21 protein-coding genes are annotated in these 25,755 nt (G+C 57.7%); 12 read left to right on the top strand and 9 right to left on the bottom strand.

From position 1 onward, the window contains the following. The first annotated feature begins 145 nt into the window (after positions 1-145). The 6 genes from C4S59_RS17695 (at position 146) to rfbA (ending at position 7,188) form a co-directional block, all read left to right on the top strand. Entirely contained in the window at positions 146-2,683 is a 2,538-nt protein-coding gene (locus C4S59_RS17695) for a hybrid sensor histidine kinase/response regulator (RefSeq protein ID WP_103911708.1), read from the top strand. A 181-nt stretch (positions 2,684-2,864) separates the two neighbouring features. Continuing rightward, complete coding sequence (locus C4S59_RS17690; protein ID WP_103911707.1) at positions 2,865-3,728, top strand: hypothetical protein; 864 nt, start codon at positions 2,865-2,867, stop codon at positions 3,726-3,728. 126 nt (positions 3,729-3,854) lie between these two features. Further along, entirely contained in the window at positions 3,855-4,421 is a 567-nt protein-coding gene (gene rfbC / locus C4S59_RS17685) for a dTDP-4-dehydrorhamnose 3,5-epimerase (protein ID WP_103911706.1), read from the top strand. Beyond that, the gene (rfbB, locus tag C4S59_RS17680; protein WP_103911705.1) at positions 4,418-5,455 is read left to right on the top strand and encodes a dTDP-glucose 4,6-dehydratase; all 1,038 of its coding nucleotides are present in this window, start codon (positions 4,418-4,420) and stop codon (positions 5,453-5,455) included. Before rfbC ends, rfbB begins: the two co-directional genes overlap by 4 nt. Positions 5,456-5,461: 6 nt before the next feature. Next, entirely contained in the window at positions 5,462-6,319 is an 858-nt protein-coding gene (rfbD, locus tag C4S59_RS17675; protein WP_103911704.1) for a dTDP-4-dehydrorhamnose reductase, read from the top strand. Next, positions 6,316-7,188 carry a glucose-1-phosphate thymidylyltransferase RfbA gene (rfbA, locus tag C4S59_RS17670; RefSeq protein ID WP_103911703.1) on the top strand — a complete coding sequence of 291 codons (873 nt, stop codon included), beginning with the start codon at positions 6,316-6,318 and terminating at the stop codon, positions 7,186-7,188. Before rfbD ends, rfbA begins: the two co-directional genes overlap by 4 nt. Positions 7,189-7,190: 2 nt before the next feature. Here rfbA and C4S59_RS17665 read toward each other — a convergent pair whose 3' ends face one another. The 3 genes from C4S59_RS17665 to C4S59_RS17655 are packed head-to-tail and all read right to left on the bottom strand — an operon-like array spanning position 7,191 to position 9,897. Continuing rightward, a complete protein-coding gene (locus tag C4S59_RS17665) occupies positions 7,191-8,111 on the bottom strand; it encodes a sulfotransferase (protein ID WP_103911702.1) in 921 nt (306 codons plus the stop codon). Next, the gene (locus C4S59_RS17660; protein WP_103911701.1) at positions 8,108-8,773 is read right to left on the bottom strand and encodes an ABC transporter ATP-binding protein; all 666 of its coding nucleotides are present in this window, start codon (positions 8,771-8,773) and stop codon (positions 8,108-8,110) included. The genes C4S59_RS17665 and C4S59_RS17660 overlap by 4 nt, the downstream gene beginning before the upstream one ends. Beyond that, positions 8,770-9,897: a capsule biosynthesis protein gene (locus tag C4S59_RS17655; protein WP_103911700.1), complete on the bottom strand. Its 1,128-nt coding sequence runs from the start codon at positions 9,895-9,897 to the stop codon at positions 8,770-8,772. The genes C4S59_RS17660 and C4S59_RS17655 overlap by 4 nt, the downstream gene beginning before the upstream one ends. 215 nt (positions 9,898-10,112) lie before the next feature. Between C4S59_RS17655 and C4S59_RS17650 the strand changes: the two genes are divergently transcribed. Then, entirely contained in the window at positions 10,113-11,057 is a 945-nt protein-coding gene (locus C4S59_RS17650; RefSeq protein ID WP_407703079.1) for a glycosyltransferase, read from the top strand. Here C4S59_RS17650 and C4S59_RS17645 read toward each other — a convergent pair. From C4S59_RS17645 to C4S59_RS17635, 3 genes are read right to left on the bottom strand one after another with little or no spacing between them, the layout of a single operon-like run. Continuing rightward, complete coding sequence (locus C4S59_RS17645; RefSeq protein WP_103911698.1) at positions 11,002-11,781, bottom strand: sulfotransferase family 2 domain-containing protein; 780 nt, start codon at positions 11,779-11,781, stop codon at positions 11,002-11,004. The genes C4S59_RS17650 and C4S59_RS17645 overlap by 56 nt on opposite strands. Next, a complete protein-coding gene (locus tag C4S59_RS17640; RefSeq protein WP_103911697.1) occupies positions 11,778-12,503 on the bottom strand; it encodes a CatB-related O-acetyltransferase in 726 nt (241 codons plus the stop codon). Before C4S59_RS17640 ends, C4S59_RS17645 begins: the two co-directional genes overlap by 4 nt. Beyond that, positions 12,503-15,052, bottom strand: a complete 2,550-nt coding sequence (locus C4S59_RS17635) for a glycosyltransferase (protein ID WP_103911696.1) — start codon at positions 15,050-15,052, stop codon at positions 12,503-12,505. The genes C4S59_RS17640 and C4S59_RS17635 overlap by 1 nt, the downstream gene beginning before the upstream one ends. A gap of 204 nt (positions 15,053-15,256) precedes the next feature. Between C4S59_RS17635 and C4S59_RS17630 the strand changes: the two genes are divergently transcribed. Both C4S59_RS17630 and C4S59_RS17625 read left to right on the top strand, forming a co-directional pair. Next, positions 15,257-16,345: a DUF2793 domain-containing protein gene (locus tag C4S59_RS17630; protein ID WP_103911695.1), complete on the top strand. Its 1,089-nt coding sequence runs from the start codon at positions 15,257-15,259 to the stop codon at positions 16,343-16,345. Between the two features lie 88 nt (positions 16,346-16,433). After that, positions 16,434-18,881, top strand: coding sequence for a calcium-binding protein (locus C4S59_RS17625; protein ID WP_103911694.1), 2,448 nt, complete (start codon positions 16,434-16,436; stop codon positions 18,879-18,881). Here the strand turns inward: C4S59_RS17625 and C4S59_RS17620 are convergent, their stop codons facing one another. The 3 genes from C4S59_RS17620 to C4S59_RS17610 form a co-directional block, all read right to left on the bottom strand. Beyond that, positions 18,882-19,691, bottom strand: coding sequence for an ABC transporter permease (locus C4S59_RS17620; RefSeq protein WP_103911693.1), 810 nt, complete (start codon positions 19,689-19,691; stop codon positions 18,882-18,884). 86 nt (positions 19,692-19,777) lie between these two features. Then, complete coding sequence (locus C4S59_RS17615) at positions 19,778-21,649, bottom strand: M10 family metallopeptidase C-terminal domain-containing protein (protein ID WP_103911692.1); 1,872 nt, start codon at positions 21,647-21,649, stop codon at positions 19,778-19,780. Positions 21,650-21,741: 92 nt separating this feature from the next. Then, a complete protein-coding gene (locus tag C4S59_RS17610; RefSeq protein WP_103911691.1) occupies positions 21,742-23,061 on the bottom strand; it encodes a UDP-glucose dehydrogenase family protein in 1,320 nt (439 codons plus the stop codon). 98 nt (positions 23,062-23,159) lie between these two features. Here C4S59_RS17610 and C4S59_RS17605 point away from each other — a divergent pair, with 98 nt between their 5' ends. The 3 genes from C4S59_RS17605 to kdsA are packed head-to-tail and all read left to right on the top strand — an operon-like array spanning position 23,160 to position 25,752. After that, positions 23,160-24,146: a KpsF/GutQ family sugar-phosphate isomerase gene (locus tag C4S59_RS17605; RefSeq protein ID WP_234994821.1), complete on the top strand. Its 987-nt coding sequence runs from the start codon at positions 23,160-23,162 to the stop codon at positions 24,144-24,146. Then, positions 24,143-24,934, top strand: a complete 792-nt coding sequence (locus C4S59_RS17600) for a 3-deoxy-manno-octulosonate cytidylyltransferase (RefSeq protein ID WP_103911690.1) — start codon at positions 24,143-24,145, stop codon at positions 24,932-24,934. The genes C4S59_RS17605 and C4S59_RS17600 overlap by 4 nt, the downstream gene beginning before the upstream one ends. Beyond that, the gene (kdsA, locus tag C4S59_RS17595) at positions 24,931-25,752 is read left to right on the top strand and encodes a 3-deoxy-8-phosphooctulonate synthase (protein ID WP_103911689.1); all 822 of its coding nucleotides are present in this window, start codon (positions 24,931-24,933) and stop codon (positions 25,750-25,752) included. Before C4S59_RS17600 ends, kdsA begins: the two co-directional genes overlap by 4 nt. The last annotated feature ends 3 nt before the right edge of the window (positions 25,753-25,755 follow it).

Below are 25,755 nucleotides of genomic sequence, written 5' to 3'. Positions count from 1 at the left end.
ACAAAAGGCCGAGTGCTATGTGTTTGTAAGCCTGTTGTGCCCTGAAAACGTCGTATTCCCATGGGATAAGGTGATTATGGGCGACATCTAAATTTGCAAGTAACGAACCGATATCAAGTGTAAGCCGATTGAAGCGCCATAAGAAATGACTGAGCACACGGACGGCCAACCTTTCAGAAGTGATCTGGGTGTACCCGAGCCTTTGCGTGAAACCTTTTCGGTTTCGCGCCTTTTCCGTTTGCGCAGGGCGATCAAAAAACACCCCGTCAAAGGGCTGATCTATTTTGCTCCTCTGGTGCTGTTCTGGACCGTGGCGATGACCTACGGGGCGCTGGTGCATGGGCGGAACGACTTTGCCGTTCAGTACTCGCCAGCAATCTCGCTCTATTCCATCATTCTGGGCATTCTTGTCTATCCGGTGCGCCTGTTCTGGATGCCGACCTTGGCGGCGGGGGCCATTTTCCTTGTGCCGATCATGATCCCGGCGCTGAACAACGATGCATGGCAGTTCACGCTGCAACAAGCGCCCGAGATCGTGCTGTATTTCCTGATTTCCAATATGGTCATGGGCACGATCATCGGCCTTTCCGTGGCCAGCATCAATCTTGGTCCGCAGCGGTTCACGCCCTACGGCGCGGACATCGCGCAGGTGATGCTGACTGCAGCGATTTTCTTAATCGTGAACGTGACCTTTATCCTGACGACCTCGGTCGTTTTTCAGGGGCTTGATCCGGACATTCGGGCGATGGCCGGATTGGGCGACAACTATGTCGAGCTAGCCATTCGTCGTGCGTTGCGCGGCGGTTCGGTCGTGTTGGCGTTCTTCCTGATCATTTTGCAGCGTCCGAAACGCCGTGATTTCCGGTCATTGGCCGCGACCATTCTTCTGTTCATCGCGCTTGCCTTTTTGCACACGAACGGATTGGGCGGCTTTCCGGCGCTTGATGCCTCTGTCGTGGCGGTCTTTCTGGCTGTGGTTTTGCCAAGTTCGATCGCGACACTGTCGCTGGCGTTGGGGGTTGCGATTTACGCTGCGGCCACGGGTACTTATCTGAACGATCAGGTTTTTGTGTCTGCCGAAGAGGCGTTGCTTGACACCTATTCGATCATCGTCTTGCAAATCGGGACATTCGTTCTGGCCCTGCGCAGCTATTTCGAGACGCGCGAACAGGAGCACGTCAATAACATAAACCGTCTGGATGCGGCGCGCGACTTTGCCGATGTGGGTATTTTCGCGGTTAACCTGAAGCGTGGTTTGATCCGTTTGGACAAAACCGGCATGCGCGTCATGGGCATCGACCAATCGGTCATGAGCCTTGAGACGGTTCTTCAAAGGATGCGGCCCGAAGATCGGCTGGCGCTTGAAAGCATCAACTTTCTTGAGGCAGGCAAAAACGCCAACCTGAACATCCGCGTCACGCGACACGAAGACGATATCCGCGATCTGATGATTTATGTCTGGTCCGAACAAACCGACAGCGGTCTGATCCTTGCTTTCGGTCTGGTGCTGGATGTGACCGAGCAGAATGTACAGGCCACCAAGCTGCGGCGGACGTTGTCGGAACTGCAGGAAAAGGACGAAAAGCAACGGCGCATGTTCTCGATCATCTCGCACGAACTGCGCACGCCGGCCTCGGTGATTTCGCTTTTGGCCGATGACCTGACCGCAGAAAATGTCAAAGAAACGCAGGCGCAGCTTCAGGAAGGGTCGGAACAGTTGTTGGGCGTTCTGGCTGACATGCGTCAGGCCGTGAACCCCGATCAGAACATGACAATCCAGAAGGGTGCCTATGCCCCTGCGGCGGTGGCACAGTCGGTGCGCAACACGCTGCACTATCTGGCCGAAGATAAGCAGATGGAGATTGTGTTTTCCCTGGCGGCGGGTGCTGAAAACAACCGCATTGGGGATCAGCTTCGGGTTAAGCAGGTGCTTGGAAATCTGGTCAAGAACGCACTTGTCCATTCCGGTGGCACCTACGTGAAAATCGCGTTCGAAGAGCTGATTGCGAACGGGCGAACCTATAGCCGCTGGACGGTTTCGGATGACGGCAAAGGCATTCCGAAAGAAGACATCGATCGCCTGTTCGAACCGTTTGAACGCGGCGGTGTCGAAGCGGGTAGCCGACCGGACGGCAGCGGGCTTGGCCTGTTTATCGCCAAGCTGACGGTCGAAGCGCTGTCCGGCAAGATCGAGTATCTGCCCCAGATCAAAGGCGTGGCCTATCAGTTCACCGTTCCCGAAGACATGGCGCCAGCGCGTGCGTCTTCTGCTCCGGCGCCCTCGGCCACGACCCGCTTTGAAGATTGCCGTGTTCTGCTGGTCGAAGATCACGTGCTGATGGGGCAAGTCACGCAGAAGCAATTAGAGCGGCACTTTGGCCGTGTCGATCTTGCGCAGAACGGCCGGATCGCGCTGGAATACATTCGCAACGACCCGCACGATCTGGTGATCACCGATCTGTTCATGCCCGAACTTGAAGGCGATGAGTTGATCCGCGAGATGCTTCAGGACGGCTTTGATATTCCCACGGTTGGCCTGACCGCTGCGGCTGTGGGCAACGATATGGACCGTTTCCACGAAGTGGGCGCGGAACTGGTTCTGCAAAAGCCGTTGAACATGGACGAAGTGCTGAGTTTTGCCTCTGACTTGTTCAGCCCGAGTGTTCTGAAACGCGCGCAGTAAATCCTGCAAAATTCAAATCAAATTGTCTGCTGAATCCTTTCCAGAGTTCAGCCCGTCGAAATGTTTCCGCGCGCAATGTGGGGAAACGTGACGATGATTTCATGGACGGGGTACAGAACCCGTCAATTGAACCGTTGTCATGTGGCAAGAGCAGACCACAGGGCAGAGCGGCAGAAACCAAATGGGCTTTTTCACTGCATTCATGGCATTCTTTTCGATCTGGGGAATAGGTCAGGGGCAAAACGCGGGCTCTGGCCGGTCGTCAGATCACAATGATCAGCGCGAGGCCGAGCCTGAATATAACGAAATGTCCAATCTTGCGGAAAGACAGATGGGGTCCGATACGGTCGATACCGCGTCCGAGGTAGATTTAGACGACAGCTATACCATCGACGTCATTTTCGACGACGACGTGCCCGCGGCATTACGAGAGTCGGTGCTGCGTGCGCAGGAAACGCTGGAAACCCTAATCACAGGTGATGTCGCAGGCACGGACACGATTGATGACTTGCAGGTCCATATCCAGACGGCGGCGATTGACGGGCAGGGGGCATCGGTTGCCCGCACGTTGGTGAATGAATTTGGCGCCGACGACCTGCCTGTTGATGTGGACATTTTCGTTGACGAGGATGACATCGCGGCGCTGGCCGAACGGGGTGATCTGGACAGTCTGGTATTGCACGAAATGCTGCATGCTGTCGGTTTTGGGGTGTCTTGGGAACGGCTGGGGCTAATTTCCGAAGACAGCGAAGGCAACCCTGTCTTTACAGGGGAACATGCAACCGCCGTCTATGCCGAGATGACGGAAGCCGACGGCGATCCCGCCGGAGTGCCGCTGGAGCAGCACGGATCAGGTTTTACCGCCCAGCGACACTGGGACGAAGAGCGGATCGATGGCGAGTTGATGATCGGCTACCTGACCGGTCAGACCTCGGTTTCGGACCTGACCCAAGCGTCCCTGATCGATATTGGCCATGAAATTGCCGATGACGAGGAAGACCAATGGGACGCGCGGATCAAGGAATTGGCTGACTTGGTTTTCTGATTGTACCGCAAATTTGGCCGTTGGCCGCCGAAACACGGTTGAGAAAATTCTCCTATTTCGCCGTGACTTCACCACAATCGGACTGTTAACAGAAACCCACGACTGATTGTGCATGGGTATTCCGGTATGGACATTGAAAAGACCGCTTTGGACGGTGTGGTGATCATCACGCCCAAACGGTTCGGGGATCATCGGGGGTTCTTTTCCGAAAGCTGGAACAAATCCGCGATGGATGCCGCCGGATTGTCCTATGACTTTGTGCAAGACAACCATTCGCTCTCCATGACGCCCGGCACTGTTCGCGGTTTGCACTTTCAGGCACCTCCGCGTGCGCAGGACAAACTGGTTCGGTGCGGTCGCGGGGCGCTTTTCGATGTGGCTGTCGACATCCGCAAGGGCAGTGCGACATACGGGCAGTGGGTTGGCGTGGAACTGACCGCAGAAAACGGCAAACAATTGTTGGTGCCAGCGGGATTTGCCCATGGATTCATGACGCTCGTTCCCGAAACCGAAATCATTTACAAATGCACCGATACCTATGCACCGGAAACGGAAGGCGCGCTTTTGTGGAATGACGCCGAAATCGGGATCAACTGGCCGTTGGATATCGCGCCTGTGCTATCTGACAAGGACGCTGCTGCGCCCGGTTTGGCAGGGTTCGACAGCCCCTTTGCCTGTGGAGCGACGGCATGAAAATTCTGGTGACAGGTGGGGCTGGCTTTATCGGATCTGCGGTGGTGCGACAGGCGGTCGAGCGGGGGCACGAGGTCATCAATCTGGATGCGTTGACCTACGCGGCGTGTCTGGAAAATGTCGCCACCGTGGCTGACAAACCGAACTACACCTTTGAACACGCTGATATCCGTGACCGCAAAGCGCTGGACCGAATTTTGGCCGATCACAAACCGGATGCCATCATGCATCTGGCGGCCGAAAGCCATGTGGACCGCTCCATCGACGGTCCGGCCGATTTTATGGAAACCAACATCATCGGCACGTTCAATCTGTTAGAAGCGGCGCGCAGCTATTGGGTCGCTCAAGGCAAACCAGAGGGCTTCCGCTTCCATCATATTTCGACCGATGAGGTTTTCGGATCGCTCGGCACTGATGGCCAGTTTACCGAAACGACGCCCTATGATCCCCGTTCGCCCTATTCCGCGTCCAAGGCATCGTCGGATCACTTGGTTCGTGCGTGGCATGAAACCTACGATCTGCCGGTTGTCCTGACCAACTGTTCGAACAACTACGGCCCCTACCATTTTCCGGAAAAGCTGGTGCCGGTTGTGATCCTGAACGCGCTTCACGGTCGCCCGATCCCGATTTACGGCAAGGGTGAAAACGTCCGTGATTGGCTGTACGTCGAAGACCACGCCGACGCGCTTTTGCTGGTGCTGGAAAAGGGCGAGTTGGGACGGTCTTACAATATCGGCGGCGAAAACGAGCGCAGCAATCTGGAACTGGTGCAAACGATCTGCGCTATTCTGGACAAAAAGCGCCCAGAAAACGCGCCCCATGCTGACCTGATCACCTTTGTCACCGACCGCCCCGGGCATGATATGCGCTATGCAATCGACCCGACACGCATCAGCACGGAATTGGGCTGGCACCCCTCGGTGACGGTCGAGGAAGGTCTTGAGAAAACCGTGACCTGGTATCTTGAAAACACCGACTGGTGGCAGGCGTTGCTGGATCGCGATGGCGTCGGCAAACGGTTGGGAACAGGGTAGGCTGTCATGACCATTCTTGTCTTTGGCAAAACCGGTCAGGTCGCGACAGAACTGCAGACGCTTGGCGGACCACTGGTTACCGCGCTGGGGCGCGATCAGGCTGATTTGGCCGATCCGCAGGCCTGTGCCGCCGCGATCCGTGATGCCAATCCAACCGTTGTGATCAATGCGGCCGCCTGGACAGCCGTCGACAAGGCCGAAAGCGAAGAAGCTGCGGCGCAGATTGTGAACGGCGATGCACCGGCGGCGATGGCGGCTGCCTGTGACGAGCTTGGTATTCCGCTTGTCCATATCTCGACCGATTATGTTTTTGACGGCAGCGGTACGACCGCGTTTAAACCGGATGATCCGACAGCCCCTTTGGGGGCATACGGGCGCACAAAACTTGCAGGCGAAGACGGGGTGCGCAGTGCGGGTTGCCCTTATGCGATTTTGCGGACGTCTTGGGTTTTTTCGGCGCATGGCGCGAATTTTGTGAAAACGATGCTGCGGCTCGGGTCCGAGAGGGACAGTCTGACCATTGTTGCGGACCAGACCGGCGGTCCGACCTCGGCCAGATCAATCGCGGCGGCCTGCATGACAATCGCCGACCAGCTTTTGTGTGACCAAAGCAAAAGCGGCACCTACCATTTCAGTGGGGCGCCGGACGTCAGCTGGGCCGACTTCGCGCGGGAGATTTTCAAACGGGCCGGTTTGGACTGTGCGGTGACGGATATTCCAACCTCGGATTACCCGACACCCGCGGCCCGCCCGTTGAATTCGCGGATGGACTGTTCCAGCACCGAAGCGGTTTTCGGCGTGTCGCGCCCCGATTGGCAGGCGGAACTTGACCTTGTTTTGAACGATCTTGGAGTTTTCTCATGACACAGCGCAAAGGGATCATCCTTGCTGGCGGTTCCGGCACACGGCTTTATCCGATCACCATGGGTGTCTCGAAACAGCTGCTGCCTGTTTATGATAAACCGATGATTTACTATCCGCTGTCGGTGTTGATGTTGGCGGGTATCCGGGAAATTTGCGTGATCACGACGCCTCAGGATAAGGACCAGTTCCAGCGCACCTTGGGCGATGGATCGCAGTGGGGATTGTCGCTGACCTATGTCGCGCAGCCCAATCCCGATGGTCTGGCGCAGGCCTATTTGCTGGCAGAAGAGTTTCTGGATGGCGCACCGTCGGCAATGGTTCTGGGGGACAACGTGTTCTTCGGTCATGGCCTGCCGGAAATGCTGGCCGAGGCGGATCAGAAGGAAGTGGGCGGCACGGTGTTTGGATACCGTGTTGCAGACCCAGAACGATATGGCGTCGTGGCCTATGACGAAAACGACCAGGCGACGCAAATCATTGAAAAACCAGCCAAACCGCCATCGAACTATGCGGTGACGGGGCTTTATTTTCTTGATGGTACTGCGCCGGAAAAGGCGCGGGCTGTCAAGCCGTCGGATCGTGGAGAGCTTGAGATCACATCGCTTCTTGAGATGTATCTGAATGCAGGATCGTTAGACGTGCGCCGTATGGGCCGAGGATATGCCTGGCTGGATACCGGCACGCACGGGTCGCTTCTGGATGCGGGCAATTTCGTGCGGACGCTGGTCCAGCGGCAAGGCCTTCAAATCGGTAATCCCGATGAGATTTCATACCAGAAAGGGTGGATCGACGCCGATCAGCTTCGCCAGCGGGCCGAAACCTTCGGAAAGAACGACTACGGTGCCTATCTTCTGGCGCTGCTGAACTGACGCTATACGCGCCATTCAGCAGGGACCTCTGATCCGTAGCGTTTTCGGATGCCGTCGTACTGCGATGCGAACACGCTGCGCATTTTTTCCCGCAGATCGGTGGGCAATTTCACCGGCTTCCCGCGGTTCACATGGTCCGACAATGGGGCCTGAACCGGTTTGATGTTCAGAAACCGGCAGATGTTGTCCAAACTTTTCGGGTTGAAAAGGTTTTCATAGAAAATCGTGCGCCAATGGTCGTCCGGGACAGCATGTTCAAGGCGCGAAAGCGTGGACAGATAGTCGGCACGTTCAACCCGCGCCATGCGCCCAGACGCAATCAGCGTTTCTGCATGGGTGATGCAGGCCAGTTGCAGTTCCGATTGTGTGACGTCAGGTCCAAGCCGCGCGGAAACACCCATGCGGATTTGCGACCACATGCGCGCGACTGGATCGCGCATGATGAACAGAAATTTCGCATTGCCGATCTCGGCCATTTCGGAAAATTTCCGTTTTGGAAGAATGGCATAGGCGGGAGTAATGTCGGCAATCACCTTTTGCCCCGCATACCCTTTGCAAAGATACCGGATATAGCGGGCGTGGTCCGTCGCGGTTTGCCCGCCATGGATCGACAAAAGCGAGACCAGATTTTCAAGCCGGTCCAAGGTTTCCTGTTTCGGGGAATTGCCTTGTGCTTCCAGTGTTTCCACGATCTGGCGTAGGGCTTTGAGACGGATGTCGTAGCTCAACGTGTTCTGGCCGGTTTCGATGTCGAAGTAATGCACCTCTTTCGCGGGTGGAAAATGGACGTCGGTGCTGCGGGACAGGTATTGATAAAGCCAAGTTGTGCCCGCTTTCTGCGCGCCGATGCAGTAGAACATGCGCGCTGTGTCTGGAAAGGTGACCGAGTTCGCAAACTCTTTGGCGATAGGCATCTGGATCATGCGCAGTTCCTTTTAAGCAGTGTTTCGTGCCGCGAAATTGCGGCTTCGAGATCGTCAAAATATTCGAGCTGGCCGTCATGCAGCACGGCGCCTGCAGTGCACATCCGGCGCAGCATCGGCATCGAGTGGCTGACAAAGATTGCGCTGGCCCCAGCGACCCGAGACGCAAAAACAGCGCGGGATTTTTCGACAAAGGACTTGTCGCCAGCGCCCGTCACCTCGTCGATCAGGTAGGTGTCGAAATCCAGCGCCATGTTGATCCCGAAGGCCAAGCGCGCCTTCATGCCTGACGAATACTGGCGCACGGGCTGATGCAACTGTCTGCCGAGATCGGAGAACCCGGCGACAAACCCGAGTACCTTGCGGGTGTCTGCGCCGTAGATGCGGGCGACGAATTTGACGTTTTGCGCGCCGGTCAGATCGGGATGCATCGCGCTGGCGAGGCCGACAGGGTAGGATATGCGCCCGTCGCTGAGAATGTCGCCCGAATTCGGGCGCGATGCCCCCGCTATCATGCGTAACAGCGTGGATTTCCCCGCGCCATTGCGCCCCAGCAAAGCCACCGATTGGCCGGTCGGGAACACCGCCGAGATTTTGTTCGCGGTCCAGACGCGCCCCGTCGGGCCATCGTAGAATTTACTTAAATTTTTCAGCACAATCATCGCCGGTCCCGAAATGCGTAAAGGATCAATGTGCTGAGCATCCATGCGAGCCCGGCAAAGAACGCGACCATAGCAAGCAGGCCCCAGCGATGTGGGCGCAGTGCCGCCTCGGGCAGGGTCGGGTCGATGTGTGATGCAAGATAGCGGCTTTTGCGCTGCGCCTCGGCCAGGGCATTTTCGAAACTGGCGCGCGCGGCAGCATAGCTTTGTTCGGCAAATTGAAGATCGACCATCAGGCCTTCATATTCGCCTATCAGATTGGCAAAAGCGGTGTCCTGACCGCCGTCCTGATTGCTGCCCAACCCGAGCTTTGCCTGCTCCTCGGCGATCCGTGCTTCGATCACCATCACGCGGGCTTCGGCCTGTTTGATACGTGGGTCCACGCTTCGGGCAGATTGGCGGAGCACGTCCACATCGATTAGGGTCTGGGCCAGCTGTTCCTGAAGCGAAGACAGAAGGCCCATTTGGCCCTGAACGCTGGCCTCGGGGTCAACGATCTGGGTGCGGTTTCGAAACATGGTCATGTCTTCGCGCACGCGTTTCAGATCGGCCTTGGCGCGGTCCAGCTCTGCACGGGCGTAGCGTGTCGCGTCTTCGCGGGCGATGGCCGATAGGTGGTTAATCATATCGGCGCTTTCCTGATAAATCAGGCGGTTCAGCGCGCGGGCATCTTCGGGGGTAAAGGCCTGAACCTGCACCTCGATCAGACCGCGGCCTGTGTCCGTGTTGATCGTCACGCGACGGTTCCAGTATTTTGTCAGATCCTCGATCTGGCCGGGAGCGTGATAGGCGAAGATCGGATCAGACGCGGGGTGTCGCCAATCCGTTCCGGGCAGGGACCAGAGAGTGCGCAGGTCGAGAACGGCGTCAGCCTTGGCAACCAAGGCAGGGCTTTCGATAAAGCGCGCTAGAATATCGGCGTCCGAGGCCGCAGCGCCGGGCATTTCCGCAACGCCACCCAAAAGTTCCAGCGCAGAGCCTGTTTGTTCGGTGCGGACGGAAAACCCCGAGAGGGACACGTAACGATCGGCGGCGCGCGTCCACAGGTACCATGCACTAACCAGAACAGGCGCGATGAACATCAGCAAAAACTTGGCGATCAGCGCCTTATGATGTCCGGCCATTCGTTGATGATGGGCAGCATGCCCCGTCTGAAAGGCGCCATCCTGTGCGGGACGAAGCGGGATTGGATCAGACTGTGCCGACACCTCTGTTCACCTTTCATTATGGGAATCTTTAGCAAACCGTAACGAGACCGACCTTAGGATCATGGAGTGAAGAGAAGCTGAATCCAGAAAGGACCGTTGTGCCAAATTCGCCGAAACATGTTCGTCTTTTGATGGCCACGCGGGACGGGGCCGCTTATTTACGACCGCAGTTGGACAGTTTGATTGCGCAGACCCACACGGATTGGTCGCTGGACGTGGCCGATGACGGATCGCGGGATGAGACGCGCAAGATTTTACGCGAATACGCAGCAGAATATCCGCAAATCCGGTATTTCTACGGGCCCGGGCGGGGCGTGGCGGCGAATTTCCTGTTTCTGTTGGCGCGTGCGGTGCGGGAGCGGCCCGACGCACTGATCAGCTGTACCGATCAGGATGACGTCTGGATGCCGGATAAGCTGACAAATGCCGTCCGTTGGTTCGCTAGCCAGTCCGGCTGGCATCGACAGGCAATGGCATATTGCTGTCGGGCAATCCTGACAGATGCCGAGTTGAATGAAATGGGCACGTCTTCTTTGCCGCCACGAGGGGCGTCCTTCGGAAATGCGCTGGTCCAGAACATATTGCCGGGCAACGCGACGGTTTTATCCCCGCGTGCGGCAGCCGCTGTGGCGCGTACCGTGCCCGCCGCGATTGCGGCCGATGTGCCATTTCATGACTGGTGGGTGTACCTTGCTTTGACCGGCCAAGGGGCCACGATCTTTAATGATGAAAAGCCCGGGCTTTTCTATCGCCAGCACAAGGGAAACCAATTGGGTCACCACAGCCAGTTGCGCGGGCGATGGGCGCGGTTTGGCCTATTGGTCAGCGGAGCTTACGGCGAATGGATTGATCGGAACTTGCGGGCCTTGGAAGCCATCCAAGGGTCGTTAACTTCTGAGGCGATGCAATGTTTGGGCGAATTCATCGTGGCGCGGAAAAACGCGGAACTTCCCCAATCCGTTCATCGTCAAAGCGCGATGGGGGATCACCTTTTGTTGCTGCTCGCCAAAACGGGTCGGCTTAGCCGACCATCCGGTATGATGCCCCAGCAGGCGCAAACCCAAGCGCGTGCATAAGGCGCTGGTCAACTGCAACCATCTGTTCAAGCTTTTGCACTGCGTCCTTTGACAGAAGGGCGGCCAGTTTCGGCCATCTGGGGCCGTCTGATGGCCCGACGTTGACGCGTTTGTCGACGATGGACACAGACTTGCCAGTCCAGCGTTTCAGGTCCCGTTCAAGGGGCCGTAGGTCATTGGTGTGGTAAAGTCCGGACAGGTCACGGGCCGCGGCTTGGGCCTTGGCCAGAAGAACATCGGACGGCATATGGATTGCCTGCGCCGCGCCGCGAATGCGTTTTGTGACCAGATAGCTGCAATAAGGGTTCCAATAGTGGTCACGGATAAAGGCCTGCCACATGGTGTTTCCGGCAAAAAAGTAGTCTTCCGGAGACCACACTGCCGCCCGCTGCATGCCCATATTTTCTTGTAGGGTCAGAGCGTTGGGCCCGATCAGGTCGGCCTTTCTGCGCAGGTAGAAATAGAACGATGCAATCCGTTCCAGAGGATCGCGTAAAACGGTGAACGCCTTTGGATCGTTGGGCAAATTTTCCAAGTCGACCCAGTCGATATGGCCGGAATAGATTTGGCAGCCCACAGGCATTTGGGTTTGGCCATCTGGCACCTGAGTGTGCACCCGTATTGGCGACACGTTTTCCGGCCCTGCGATTTCGGTCAGCGCGGCGTGTATGGATTGGCCAGCGGTTTTGGGGATGTGCAGAAAAACCAGTGTGGGCTGTGTCATGCGGCCAAGCCTTGCGTGCTGAAACAGTCGAATACATGCGGCTGCACGTCCTTCATGTCGCGCAGTCCGGCGATAAATCCGTCCAGATCTGAGGGGTCGAGGTGCTGAAGCTGCCACGGCGCGAAGCGCCACCACCGCAAGTTCAGCATGGCTGATTGCTGTCGGGCAGGGATGCGCATTTTCAGAATTTGCGCCGGATTGCCGCCGACGACCGCATAGGCCGGCACATCGCGCGTCACGACAGCACCGGCGGCAACAACAGCCCCATCCCCGATGGTCGTGCCCGCCGCGATATATGCCCCATGTCCGATCCAGACATCATTGCCGATTGTTGTGAGTTTCACCTGTGTTGCAGGCCCATTCCGGATGTTGAAATGCGGGGGCCATGTCGCCCCGTTTGCCCAGTTTTGCGGATTAAGCGAAATCAGAGCCTGCGCCTGATAAAAGGCCGGGCTGGTTGAGGCCCAGGTCATCGGGTGGTTCTGGCGTCCGATCTGGACGTTTTCGCCAAACGAACAGTACCGGCCGATCCGCGCGCCGAAACAATAGCCGGACACCTGATAGGAAAAGGCCCCGAGACACAGAGAATATTCGTATTGCGTCCATTTCAGGCTGCAGGGGGCTTCGATTTCGCATTGATCGGGAAGGTTGATGGTGGCGCTGCCGCGGGGCAGAACCTCGATCCCAAGTGCGTGTAGATGGTCAATGGCGACGGGCTTCATTACGCGGCCCCCTTCAATGCGTGTATTTGGACAGTCTCGAGGATCAATTTCGCCGCTTGTTGTGGCGCGTTGGGACGGGTCAATAGCTCTGCTGGTAGTACGACACCGTTCGGGGCGTTCCATACGGCTTCGCCCTGAGCGCCAAGATCGAAAGCAAGACAGGGCAGGCCGGTCGACAAAGCCTCGTGAACCGTGAAGCAGAAGGTTTCGGGCCAGATTGACGGGATCAACCAATGGGTGACGCTGTATTTCTGAGCCAGCCTTGGGATGTCCCGTCTGTCGTAAGCACCGTGGACCGTGACCCACGGGGGCAGGCCGAACGACGGGTCCACGTGCCCGATTACGGCCAAGCGCACGTTCGGATTGCGCGGCATTTGCAGCGAAAGAGCACGCACAAACTCTGCCCCCTTTTGCTGACCGATTGCCCCGAGAACAGCGATGGTGACGCCCGCGTTTCCGTGTTGCATCACGCGCGGAACCGTGTGGGCAATATGGGGCTCGACGCAGATCGCTTGCTTCAGATCGGGCCAGACCCGAGAGACGATGGATTTGCTCGATTTGGAAAAAACGGTCAGCTTGGACCGCTTGGCAAGTCGATGCCACGCGCTTTGCCAGTCGGTCAGTGGTGTGATCGTTCCATCCGGCCGCGTGTATAAATGCGCACGATCCTGTGTTTCTGCCAAGGGCGGACCAGTGTAGCGGCCGTCTTGCCCCAGCAAGGTGTAGGACGGAGACAGAGGCAGGTAGTCGTGAAACTTCAGCTCGGACAGATCATGGGGGTTCAGCATCGACAAAAGAACGTCCGGCAGCCCGGCAACGTCGCGATCACCGACAGCGCAAGAGTAAACCAAGCGTTTGCGGGGGATCAGTGACAGAAAGCTGCGAACGTTCTCAAGCTCATTGGTTTCACCGGTGGTTTGCCCGTGCGACGTCAAAAGTTCGAGCCGCCAACGATGCGTGCCCCCAAGGCGCAAAACAATCGCGGCTGGGTGCGTTTTTAAAGCGATCTGGATGTCCTTTTCTAAGGCATGCTCTGCACCGCCGCCCATGGAATGCCCAATAAACACGGGGGTATGTTCTGTCGCAATCGCACCGGCCCACGCAAATGCAAGTGCGAGCCTGCCCGAGCTGAGCGGATCGGTCGCGATGAAATCCTGCACCTGCTGGTCATAATCCGGATAGCGGTTCAGAATGATGCTGTGATGGGCGGTTATCAAAGCGGACTTGGCGGTGTCACCAAAGCTTTGACCACCTGCATGTTCGACAAACAGCGCCGGTTGCCCCACGTGACGGGCGCCAAGGGCGCGGGTTTTCTGGCACCAGTCGACCTCTTCCCCGTATCCGCGCCCGAAAGCGGTATCCAACTGCGGTACGTGGCGAAGCCATTCACGCGAAAGCGCCATGCAGAAGCCGACGCCTGTTGGCACGGTCGCCGTCCAGTCGAGGGGATTCAGGCGCTGTGCGGCAAGGTCGATCTGGTCCGCTTGACCCGCCTTCAAACCGACGTTGTGGCACAGGATGGGCGCGGTCATGACCTCGGCGGCATTGGACATCGGTGTGACGCTGGCAATACCGGGATCTGTCAGCAGCGGCGCAATCAGGCGCATGGCCCAACCATCGGGTACAAATGCATCCGAGTTCAGTAAAACCACGGGCCAGTGCCGTTCTGCTTTCATTTTTGCGACGTGATCAAGACCACGGTTCACCGTGCCGACAAACCCGATATTTTCAGCGTTTTGCAGCAACGTCGCCCGGGTTTTATTGCGCGCGGTCCAAGCGTTCAAAAAGGGCTGAACGTCGGGATCAGGGGATGCGTCGTTGATCAGAACAAGATGCCACGGAATATCTGTGTGCGCCTCAACCCGCCTTAACGCCTCTTTCAGGGAAGCCAGCGCGTTGTAAACCGGCAGCACAATCAGCACCCCGGGTTTACGAGACCTGCGCAATGCTGCCAGCGCAGGATGCATCGCGCCAACGGGGCCCAAAGAGGGCACTCCGCCCGCCCGTGGGACGGGATGGCAAAGGCCCAAGTGTCGTTTGACCTGTTCGCGGTAATTCGGCCGTCGTTCCGTCATCCAGCCAATGATCGCGGGCAGCGCTGCAATGCCGTCGCGCAGAAAGCCGAGAAGGCATCGGCGATGCGCGCGTTTGATCTGACGCGTTGAAAAGGAGGGGAGGCTGACGGGACCCACCTTTGGCGCATCGCTGGCAGGTGTGACCTTCAGGCCCGGCGGCGCGCATTTCGGTAGTTCGGAAAACCCGATTGGAAGCGACAGATCAAACCCCTGAGGGCCGGAAATTCCGGCCGCAGCAAAGACATCACTGCGCCAGATCGAGGGTTTTGCGACCACCTGCTGACCCGCCAGAACCAGCGAAACGGTTTCGGCTTTGGCCCATCCCACAAGCCGAAAACACCCGTTTTCATAGGCGATCCGGTCAATATGCCCGATCACCGCCCCACTGCTGTCTGTCAAAGACGGGCCAGACGCGGACAAACCCAAATGCCTGTGCGCGTATCGGGAATAAAGGGCTGCGATCTGGCGGAACATGGGACCTCCTGCTGGTGATAGCTTTTGGTGCCATGGCGACTTTTAAGACCGGTTTAAGTGAAACGGTAAAACAGTCGATTGTATCAAATGCGAGATATTTTTCGGTTGGTGCCCAACCACTGCGCAACGCCCGCCACGGTCGTCGAAAATTAAGGGCCTATTCACCAAGGTCCGGTCAACGCAATCTAGACCGCCGAGGTGATCATGCCGTCCGTTTCCGCCGTTCTTTCAATGCCTTACATCGAACCTTCCCAAGCCCAGAAACATGTCACCCACAATGAGGCGCTGCGCGTGCTGGATGTGCTGACACAATTGAGCGTGCTGGACCGGGCGTTGACCGTGCCGCCGACAGAGCCTGCGACGGGTGATTGTTACATCGTGGCGGCGTCTGCCACTGGTGACTGGGCGGGGCATGATCAGGACATCGCCGTATTCGAAGAGACGTATTGGCGGTTCGAGACACCCAAAACAGGGTGGCGCGGATGGGTCGTGGCCGAAAACGCCGAGGTTGTTTTTGATGGTACCGTCTGGGCTACGTTCCCGACATCGCTGTCCAATATTGACGGCCTCGGGATTATGACCTCGTACGACAGCATCAACCGTTTGGCCGTCGCGTCCGAGGCCTCGCTTTTGACCCATGCCGGCGCAGGACATCAGTTGAAGATCAACAAGGCAGCAGTGGGCGATACGAACAGCCTGTTGTTCCAGACAAACTGGTCAGGTCGGGCCGAAATGGGTTTGGCGGGCAGCGACGCTTTTTCCATCAAGGTCAGCCCCGATGGCGGTGCGTGGATCACCGCGCTTGAGTTCGATCCCGCGACAGGTGCGGCCAGCGGCGCCGCGGTGCAGGCCACGCCCGACGACACCACGGCGGGTCGTTTGATGCGGGCCGATTATGGTTACGGTCCCGGTAATCTTTTGGGTGCGGTATCGTTGTCGGGTGGAACGCCGACGGGCGCGGTGATCGAAAGCGGGGCAGGCTATGTGCGCTTTGCCGATGGGACGCAGATCGCGACAGCCAAGCTGACATTGGTCCAAAGCGATGCCGCCACAGTGTCGGCCGCGTGGAGCTTTGGCCAGTCGTTTATCGCCGCCCCGATGGTGCAGGCGACGCTGGATATGACAAGCACTTCGGGCCTGACCCCGACTGACGATGCCCTTCTGGGCGTGGGCGCAGTTGTGCCGGACGGGGTCTCGGCCACGATCAGCCTGAAACGTGTCGCGGGACAAACGGATTTCGGGGTCTCGGACAGTTGCGATGTCTTTGCCATAGCCATCGGGCGTTGGGCCTAGGGCATTCACGTAAAATTCGTGAAAATCGCCACCAGCGAGCCTTAATCTTTCCGTGAGATTTGCCCGCCCTGACAGCAAAATTGCGGTCATGTTTGCGTCGGTGGTTCATCTTGGTTCTGTCTTCAGTGACGCCCAGCCTGTTTTGCTGGGCGCACGCGATTTGCAGGTTGTCGATGGGCCGAACGGGATAACAGCATATGTTGTGGCCACCCCAACCGAGGGGATCTGGCTGTCCCAGTGGACAGTTGGAAACACCGGCCTGTCCCTGACGTCATCAGCGCAAGCGGTGGGAGCCGCATCTGTTGGCGAAGATCCGGTCGTCAGCCATACGACGACGTCAAATGGCGATACTTTTGCCGTTCTTTCGGGAACCTCCCAGATCGGGCTGACGGGCTATGACACCGACAACCTGACACTTGAAGGCAGTTTCGCAAGCGGGATTGATGCCGATCTGACGCATTTCGTTATGCACGCAACCGGTGGCACAACCTATCTTTACGGGATCGAAGACGGCTCTGCGCGGCCTTCGGTCTGGGCACTGGATGCCACAGGGCAGGCGACGTTGGTTGATGCGGGTGTGACAGTGACGTCCCCCTATCAAGACAGCCTTCTGATCGCAGGGGGTTACCTTGTTGCCGGATCCACCGGCACGCGCGCGATTACGGTTTACGACATAGCATCGGACGGCACGCTGATTGCGCATCAGGAAATCGAACGCAGCGATACGCCGGGCATTTCAGGAACCACTCATCTGGCCACGGTCGAAGTGGACGGCACCCGTTTCGTCATCATTGCCGGTCAGGACAGCAGCACACTCAGCGTTTATGCGCAAAACCAGAACGGGCGTTTGTTTCTGCGCGATCACATCATCGATTCACGCAATAGCCGGTTTGACGGCGTGTCATCGCTGGATGTGCAGGTGATAGGCGATGCGATCTATGTGGCAGCCGCAGGGTCAGACGGCGGCGTCAGCCTTTTTCGCATGATGCCGGACGGACAACTGGTTCAGGTCGCCACCCTTATGGACGAACTGGATACGTCGCTTTCCGGATCGGTCACATTGGACATGTTCAGCCGCACGGATGGCGATCTCGGGTTACTGACCATGGCCAGCAGCGAAAGCGGCATCAGCCTGTTTTCTGTTTCGGAAACGGCCACGATTGTCGCGGACAGCGACGGCGAAACCCAGTTGGCAGGAAGCGTGGGGCAGGATTTGTTTGTCATGACCGCCGACGCCGCCCGCGATCAGATCACCGGCTTCGACATTACCGAGGACATGCTCGACCTGACGGCTTGGGCCTTTTATCGCAGCCCAACGCAACTGGTGATCAATCCCACGGCAACGGGGGCCGAAATCAGATTTCAAAGCCTGATCGGCGAAGAAGTATTGGTCATCACCTCGAACGACCTGCAACCGATCGACCCCAATCTTTTGACGGCGGCTCTTGCCACTGGACCCGACCGGTACATGCCCTGGTGGCTTACTGGCACCCGCCCTGATGAAGTCATCCCCGGCCAACAGCTGGATGGCACCACCGTCAACGACACGCTCCAGGGCGGTGATGGCGATGATGTCATTCTGGGCCGCGGCGGTATCGATCTGATCGACGGCGGGGCAGGGGCCGATAGCATCGCAGGTGGCGAAGGAAGCGACCGGATGATGGGGGGCGCTGGCGATGACACCGTCAGCGGCGCCAACGGCTATGATCATATCCAAGGCGGCACCGGTAACGATCTCATCAGCGGCAACAATGGCAACGACAGTCTTTTTGGCGATCTTGGGGACGACATTTTATTCGGAGGTCTCGGGGCAGACCTTCTTGAGGGCGGCGACGCAAACGATGATCTGTCGGGGGACGCAGGGCCTGACCGGCTGTTTGGTGGGGCAGGCGCGGACACGTTGAACGGGAATGCCGGTACGGATCAGCTTGACGGTGGGCTTGATCACGATGTCCTGCTGGGCGGACTGAACCACGATATTCTGGCGGGCGATTGGGGTGACGATACCCTGGACGGCGGATCAGGTAATGACACGCTGGACGGCGGGGAAGGGAACGACAGCCTGGAAGGCGGCGCAGGGGCAGATCAGCTTTCGGGTGGGAACGGGGCCGATATCCTTTCTGGCGGGATCAACCATGATCAGCTGTCAGGCGGGGCCGGTGATGATCAATTGTTTGGCGGCAACGGTGACGACAGCCTGATCGGGGACAGCGGCAATGACACGCTGTTTGGAAACTCAGGTGATGACCGGTTGGAAGGTGGCGGCGGCACGGACATTCTGAACGGCGGTCTGGGGGCCGATACCTTTGTGTTCCGCGGTGGATCGGTGCGGATCGAGGATTTCCAGAACGATGTGGACCACCTTCTGATTGATCCCGCACTGTGGGGTGGCGCTGCGCTGGACCCCGATGAAATCACGGCCCTCGCCCATGTTCAGGACGGCACGGTTGTTTTTGATTTCGGGGCGGACGGACGCCTTGTGATCGAAGGGGTCGGAACGACGACTGCGTTGGAAAACGATCTTGGTATGGCCTGATCACAGTTCCAGCAAATCCCGTCGGAACGCCTGCAAGATCAGCATGCCGAGAACCGCCGTGAACAGCGCAAATCCCAAGGGGTACAGATAGCCCGCGTAATCGGCTGAATAGAACGCATATGTCGCCTTACGCGACAGGCCGGTGATATGTACCAAAGGGTTCCATTCCAGCCAGTCGCGGTAAGGTTGCGGCACCATATCGTGCAGGAAAATCACACCGGACACCAGCACCATAGGTCGCATCAACACTGACCAGATGCTTTGCCAGATCACGTATCGTGTGATCAGCATACAGTTCAGGCACCCGACGCCAAACCCCAACGCCGCCGCAACGCCGTAACACGGGATCAGGATCGCCAGATCCAGTCTTTGGGCCGGGTCGAAGGCCACCATAATGACCGCAAGAATAATCACCGTCACAACTGTCTGGGTCAGAACGGCCAGAAGGAAGCGCGCCAAAATCGTATCGAGCAGCGTCACACGCGGATAGCCCAGCAAGGGTTTTGACTGGTTGATCGCCTGTGACACCTTGGTGCTGACGGCCTGAAACATGACAAAGGGCAGAAAGCCGCTGGCATAAAACAGCGCGAAATCGTCGCCCAAGGGCGGGGCGCGGAAGCCGATCGAAAATAGGATCACCAACGCTGCAATGCCCACGGTAGGCTCTAGCACAGCCCAAAGATACCCGCCCGGGGACCGCCCGTAGCTTGTTGCCATTTCACGTAGCACCAGCGCGGCAATCACACGCCAAGTGGCCCCCTGTGTCTGCCCGTGGACCGAGTGCAAAACCGGCTGTCCAGAAGATGGCATTCCTGTTCCCTTCCTGTGTCAGACGGTTTTGCCCCGACACAGGTTAAAAGCAGGTTCAAATCGGCGCATGAAACGCCGGTTTGCGATCAGAGGAAATCAAATACGGTATCCGAATACAGCCAGTCATTCGAATAGGCTGTCGCGTCCGTCGGCTCTTCGATTTCCTGAGCGTTGGGCACACGCGTCGTGAATGATAGACCCGAGAACAGGCCGATTGTGGACGTCGTCGTCGAAGTTGTTGTCGATTGTGACGTGCGAACAAAGCTGAAGCTGTCGAGGCTCAGGAAGCTTTCAAACAGGTTGTGCTGCGATGCAAAAAGACGGCCAAGGCCCGTAGGCTGCGTACCAGTTCCACCACCACCCGTACCACCGGATACCGCGTCAGACACTGTCACTGTACCATCAGAAAACGCGATGAATTCGATGTCGGTCAAGCTGTCGGTGCCAAAGTTGGACACAAGCTGATAGCCGTCGGCAGTTTCTGTCACTGTCGCATCCTCACGGGCCACAGCGACAACAAAAGTGTCATTGCCCAGACCACCGTTCGCGACGTCGTCACCGTAGCCGCCTGTGAACATGTTGTCGGCATCATTGCCGACAAAAATATCGTCATTGCTGCCGCCTGTGGCGTTTTCGATGATCACACCGTTCGCGATTGTAAAGCCGCCGTAGATACCATCCGCCTTGGAGACAAAACCACCGCCACCGAGTTCGGCGTTCAACGTGGCTGCGCGCAGATCGATGGTGACACTGGCCGAACCGGTGTAAACGATTTCATCGGTGCCACCGGCATCCCAGATTGCCTGATAGCCGGTGCCCGTCGCATTCACAGACACCAGTGTGTAAGTGTTGTCACCGGTCGCGTGCGTCATGTTCGCACCATAGGTCGCCTGCAGCTGGGCAATATCCAGCGCCATAGGTCCGATTTCATAACCGTAGTCGTAGGTGCTCGGATTACCCTCAGTCGGAAAACCCGTATTGTACGACATCGTCGTATAAATGCCTTGGTTCAGGTCAAAAATGCCATAGCTGCCAAACGGAGCTGTAACACCGGGCATGACAGTCGATGTCCCGCCATTGTCATGCGGATGCGCCAAGCCCATGCCATGCAGCAATTCATGCGTGATGGTGACGAAACCATAACCGCCCAGTTCCAGATCGCCGCCCGCCGTTCGATCCCATTGGGTTGCATCAAAAACGCCCACGCCTGAATTCGTGCCACCGGGCGGGATGAAGTAACCAAGGAATTCGCCGTTAACCTCGTTCGTATCAACGATGATGCGAAAATCTGCCTGCGATGCATTGGTCGTCACAACAAAAGTAACATCCGCCACTTGTGACATCAGTTCCAGAGATTCAAGGAACTGCTGGCGTTCGTAACTGTTCACGCCCTCAGACGTGAAACCGTCTTCGGTGTAACCGCTTGGTGCGAAGTAGACCGTGATGGTGTTCGACGAAAGTGATGTGCCCCAATCCAAGGTTGCCAAAAGATCAACGTCAGAAAAAGAAACCTCTTCAACGGTCAGTTGGTACGTACCCACGTCGGACGAGTCATAACCGCGCGCAGCGATATACACGGTCTGGTTGGTGTCAGAGTAGTAGCTTGTCGACGCCCACAGATTGGTTCCCGAGTCATCATCCTGAGCCAGGACATTTCCGTTCGAATCATAAATCGTCAGATAGCTGTCTTCGAGCGTTCCGTTGCCGAGGTCGACCTGAATGTATTGCCCTGCCGTTAGGTCGACCGCATACCAATCTTGATCGCCACCGGTTTCGATGGAACTGTTAACGCTGTCACCCACCAAAATTTCGTACGACGTCCCAATAGTTTGCCCAACTTCCTGTGTCGGGGTCAGGGTGCGTGATAATTCAGGGTCAACGGTGTCGGCACCACGGTTCGAGCCGTAGTAAACTTCCAACCAATTTTGGAAAATCCAGTTCGAGGAAAGCAACGGCATTTTTCGATCCTAATAGACGAGAGTGTTTATTGGCGGAAAAAACTACCTTTTGAATAACGGCACCGCCAACCGGCATGTGACCGCTATGCAAACTATATGCCGAATCCCGCGCGTCCGATGCTGTCATAGGCAACAAATCCGGCTTCTTTCGCATCCCGCGACGAGTAAATGTTGCGCAGGTCAGCAAGGCGGGCGTCGTTCATGCTTGCGCTGACCCGTTTCAGATCAAGCGCACGGAATTCATTCCACTCGGTCAGGATCACCAACAGATCGGCGTCTTTGGCCGCGGCATAGGGGTCATCGTACCACTGAACACCCGGCAAAAGGGCCTCGCCTTCGCGTTTGCCTTGCGGGTCGGTCACGCGCACTTCGGCACCGGCACCCACCATCGCAGGCACAATCGTCAGGGACGGCGCATCGCGCATGTCATCGGTGTTGGGTTTGAATGTCACACCCAAAACGGCCACGGTTTTACCGTTGAATGACCCACCGACCAGATCGAGCAGTTTGTCGAACATGCGGCGTTTGACGTCTTCGTTGATCTTGATCACCGCCTCGGTGATGACCATCGGGCTGGCGTGGTCCTGACCGATGCGGGCCAGCGCCTTGGTGTCCTTGGGGAAGCACGAACCGCCATAGCCCGGCCCTGCGTGCAGGAACTTGTTGCCGATGCGTCCGTCCAGACCCATGCCCTTGGACACCTGTTTTACGTCCGCGCCGACCTTTTCGCAAAGGGCCGCGATTTCGTTGATGAAGGTGATCTTGGTCGCCAGAAACGCGTTGGCGGCGTATTTGATCATCTCGGCGCTTTCCAGATCAGTCGTCACAATCGGGAAATCACGCAGGTACAGCGGGCGATAGATATCGGCCATCACCTGCGCCGCACGATCGGTTTCAACGCCCACCACGACGCGATCAGGCTTCATGAAGTCATCAATCGCCGCGCCTTCGCGCAGGAATTCAGGGTTCGAGGCCACGTCGAAATCCAGATCGGGGTTTGCTGCAGCAACCACTTCACGCACCTTGGCGTTGGTGCCGACAGGAACCGTCGATTTGGTCACGATGACCATATAATGGTCCGCCGCCTTCGCGATCTCTTCCGCCGCCGCCATCACATAGGTCAGGTCCGCATGGCCATCGCCACGACGTGTGGGTGTGCCCACGGCGATGAACACGGCATCCGCATCCTTGATCGCTTCGGCCAGATCGAGCGTGAAGGTCAGGCGACCAGCATCGACGTTTTTGGCCATCAGCAGGTCAAGACCGGGCTCATAGATCGGCACTTCGCCACTTTCGAGCATCTCGATCTTGCGCGGGTCTTTGTCGACGCAGACAACCTCGTGCCCGAAATCGGAAAAGCAAACCCCCGAAACCAACCCAACATAGCCGGTGCCGATCATCGCAATCTTCATATGCTCATGCCTTCTTGTACTGTTTAAAGGGTGTCATGCTGTAGCAGACAATCGCTGTCAACGCACGGGCGGGTTGGACAGCAGCAAATAGGCGGGATATGACCCAGAAAACGCAAACCGGAATGATGCTTATGACGTCCACGCCGTCCCAAATTGCCCGCCGTGTTCTGGAAACCGAACGCGATGCGCTGGATCGTATGATCGCCGAGCTGTCGGACCAGTTCGATGCGGTCGTCGATCTGTTCCTGAACCTGAAGGGCCGTGTGATCGTGTCAGGCATGGGCAAGTCCGGCCATGTGGGTGCGAAAATCGCAGCGACCCTGGCCTCGACAGGCACGCCCGCGCAGTTCGTCCATCCGGGCGAGGCATCGCACGGCGATCTGGGCATGGTCACCCGCGATGATGCAGTGATCCTGATCTCCAACTCGGGCGAAACCAAGGAACTGGCCGACATCATCGCCCACACCCGCCGGTTCTCGATCCCGATGGTGGCGATCACCAAGAATGCAGACAGCACTTTGGCCGCACAGGCCGACCATACACTGCAACTGCCCAACGCGCCCGAAGCCTGCGCCATCGGCATGGCGCCCACCACATCGACAACGCTGACCATGGCGCTTGGTGACGCGCTGTCGGTCGCACTGATGGAGGCACGCGGCTTTGACCGTGATGCCTATCGCGTCTTCCATCCGGGTGGCACGTTGGGGGCGCAGCTGTTGAAGGTGTCGGCGGTGATGCACAAGGATGATGAGCTTCCCATCGTTAGCCCCGACACCGACATGGGCGAAACGCTGGTCGTGATGAGTCAAAAAGGCTTTGGCGTTGCGGCTGTGGTCGAGAACGGCAGACTGGTCGGCATCATCACCGACGGTGACTTGCGCCGTAATCTGAACGGGTTGATGGAGTGTAAGGCCCGTGACGTGGCCACCCCGAACCCCAGTACAATTGAACCCGATGTCCTGCTGGTCGAAGCACTGGGCATCATGAATGACAAGAAAATCAGCGCGCTTTTTGCTGTGGATCAGGACAACCGCCTGTGCGGTCTGATCCACATCCATGACGCGCTTCGGGCAGGTGTTGCATGAAATCGGTTATCTTTATCCCCGCGCGCTACGCATCCTCGCGCTATCCCGGAAAACCGCTGGTCGAACTGACCGGCGCGGATGGCGTCAAGAAAAGCCTGATCCAACGCTCATGGGAAGCGGCCAAAGCCGTTGACGGCGTCGATGCTGTCTATGTCCTGACGGATGACGACCGTATCCGCGACGCGGCGCTGGCCTTTGGCGCCGATGTGCTGATGACCTCATCTGACGCGCGCAATGGCACCGAACGCTGTGCCGAAGGTCTGGCGCAACTGGAGGGTCAGCCTGATGTGGTTGTGAACCTTCAGGGCGACGCGCCCCTGACGCCTGCTTGGTTCATCGAAGACCTGCTGGCTGCCGTCGCCGCTGATGAAGAGGTGCAGATGGCCACGCCCGTTCTGCGCTGTGACAAGGAAACGCTGACCAACTTTGTGACCGACCGTTTGAACAGTCGGGTAGGGGGCACCACCGCCGCCATCCGCCCCGATGGCAAAGCGCTCTATTTCTCGAAAGAGGTGCTGCCTTACGTCGGATCGCTCGATAATCCGCCCGAGGTCTGGCACCACGTGGGCGTTTACGCCTACCGCCCCAAGGCGCTGGCCGCCTACGGATCATGGCCCGAAGGTCCGCTGGAAAAGGCCGAAGGGCTGGAACAGCTGCGCTTTCTTGAAAACGGCTGGCCCATCACCTGTGTGCCCGTCGAAGGCCGTGGTCGCGTGTTCTGGGAACTGAACAACCCTATCGATGTAGAACGGATCGAGGCCGTTTTGAAGCAGGAAGGACTGTCATGAAAACCGTCAAGATCGGCGATATCACTGTCGCGAACGACGCCGCCTTTACCCTGATCGCAGGGCCCTGCCAGATCGAAGGTTTGGACCACGCCCGCATGATGGCCGAAAAGATCGCCAAAGCGGCTGATGCCGTTGGCGTGCGCTGGATCTATAAATCCAGTTTTGACAAAGCGAACCGGTCGTCCCTCAACGCTGCACGCGGTGTTGGCATGGATGAAGGCCTGTCGATCCTGTCGAAAATCCGAGAAGAATTCGGCGTGCCGGTCCTGACCGATATCCACAACGCAGACCAATGCGCCACCGTGGCCGAAGCCGTGGACGTTCTGCAAATCCCCGCGTTCCTGTGCCGTCAGACCGATCTGCTGCTGGCTGCAGGCGAAACGGGCAAGCCTTTGAACGTGAAAAAGGGCCAGTTCCTTGCCCCGTGGGACATGACCAACGTCGCCGATAAAATCGCGTCCACAGGCAACGAAAACATCATGCTCTGCGAACGCGGGGCGTCGTTTGGCTACAACATGCTGGTCTCTGACATGCGGTCACTGCCGATCATGGCGCAGACGGGCTATCCGGTGGTGATGGACGCAACTCATTCGGTGCAACTGCCCGGCGGCAAAGGCACCTCAACCGACGGTCAGCGCGAATTCGTTGAACCGCTGGCCCGTGCCGCACTTGCCGTTGGTGCGGCGGCTGTGTTCATGGAAACACACGAAGCACCAGACACAGCGCCCTGCGACGGCCCGAACATGGTGCCTGTCGATGATCTGGAACGCGTGCTGCGCGGTCTGGTTGCCATCGACCGTTTGACCAAAAACCTCTGACCC

The sequence above is a fragment of the Thalassococcus halodurans genome, assembly GCF_900108225.1.
Taxonomy (GTDB): Bacteria; Pseudomonadota; Alphaproteobacteria; order Rhodobacterales; family Rhodobacteraceae; genus Thalassococcus; species Thalassococcus halodurans.
This window is presented reverse-complemented; position numbering and strand designations above follow the sequence as displayed.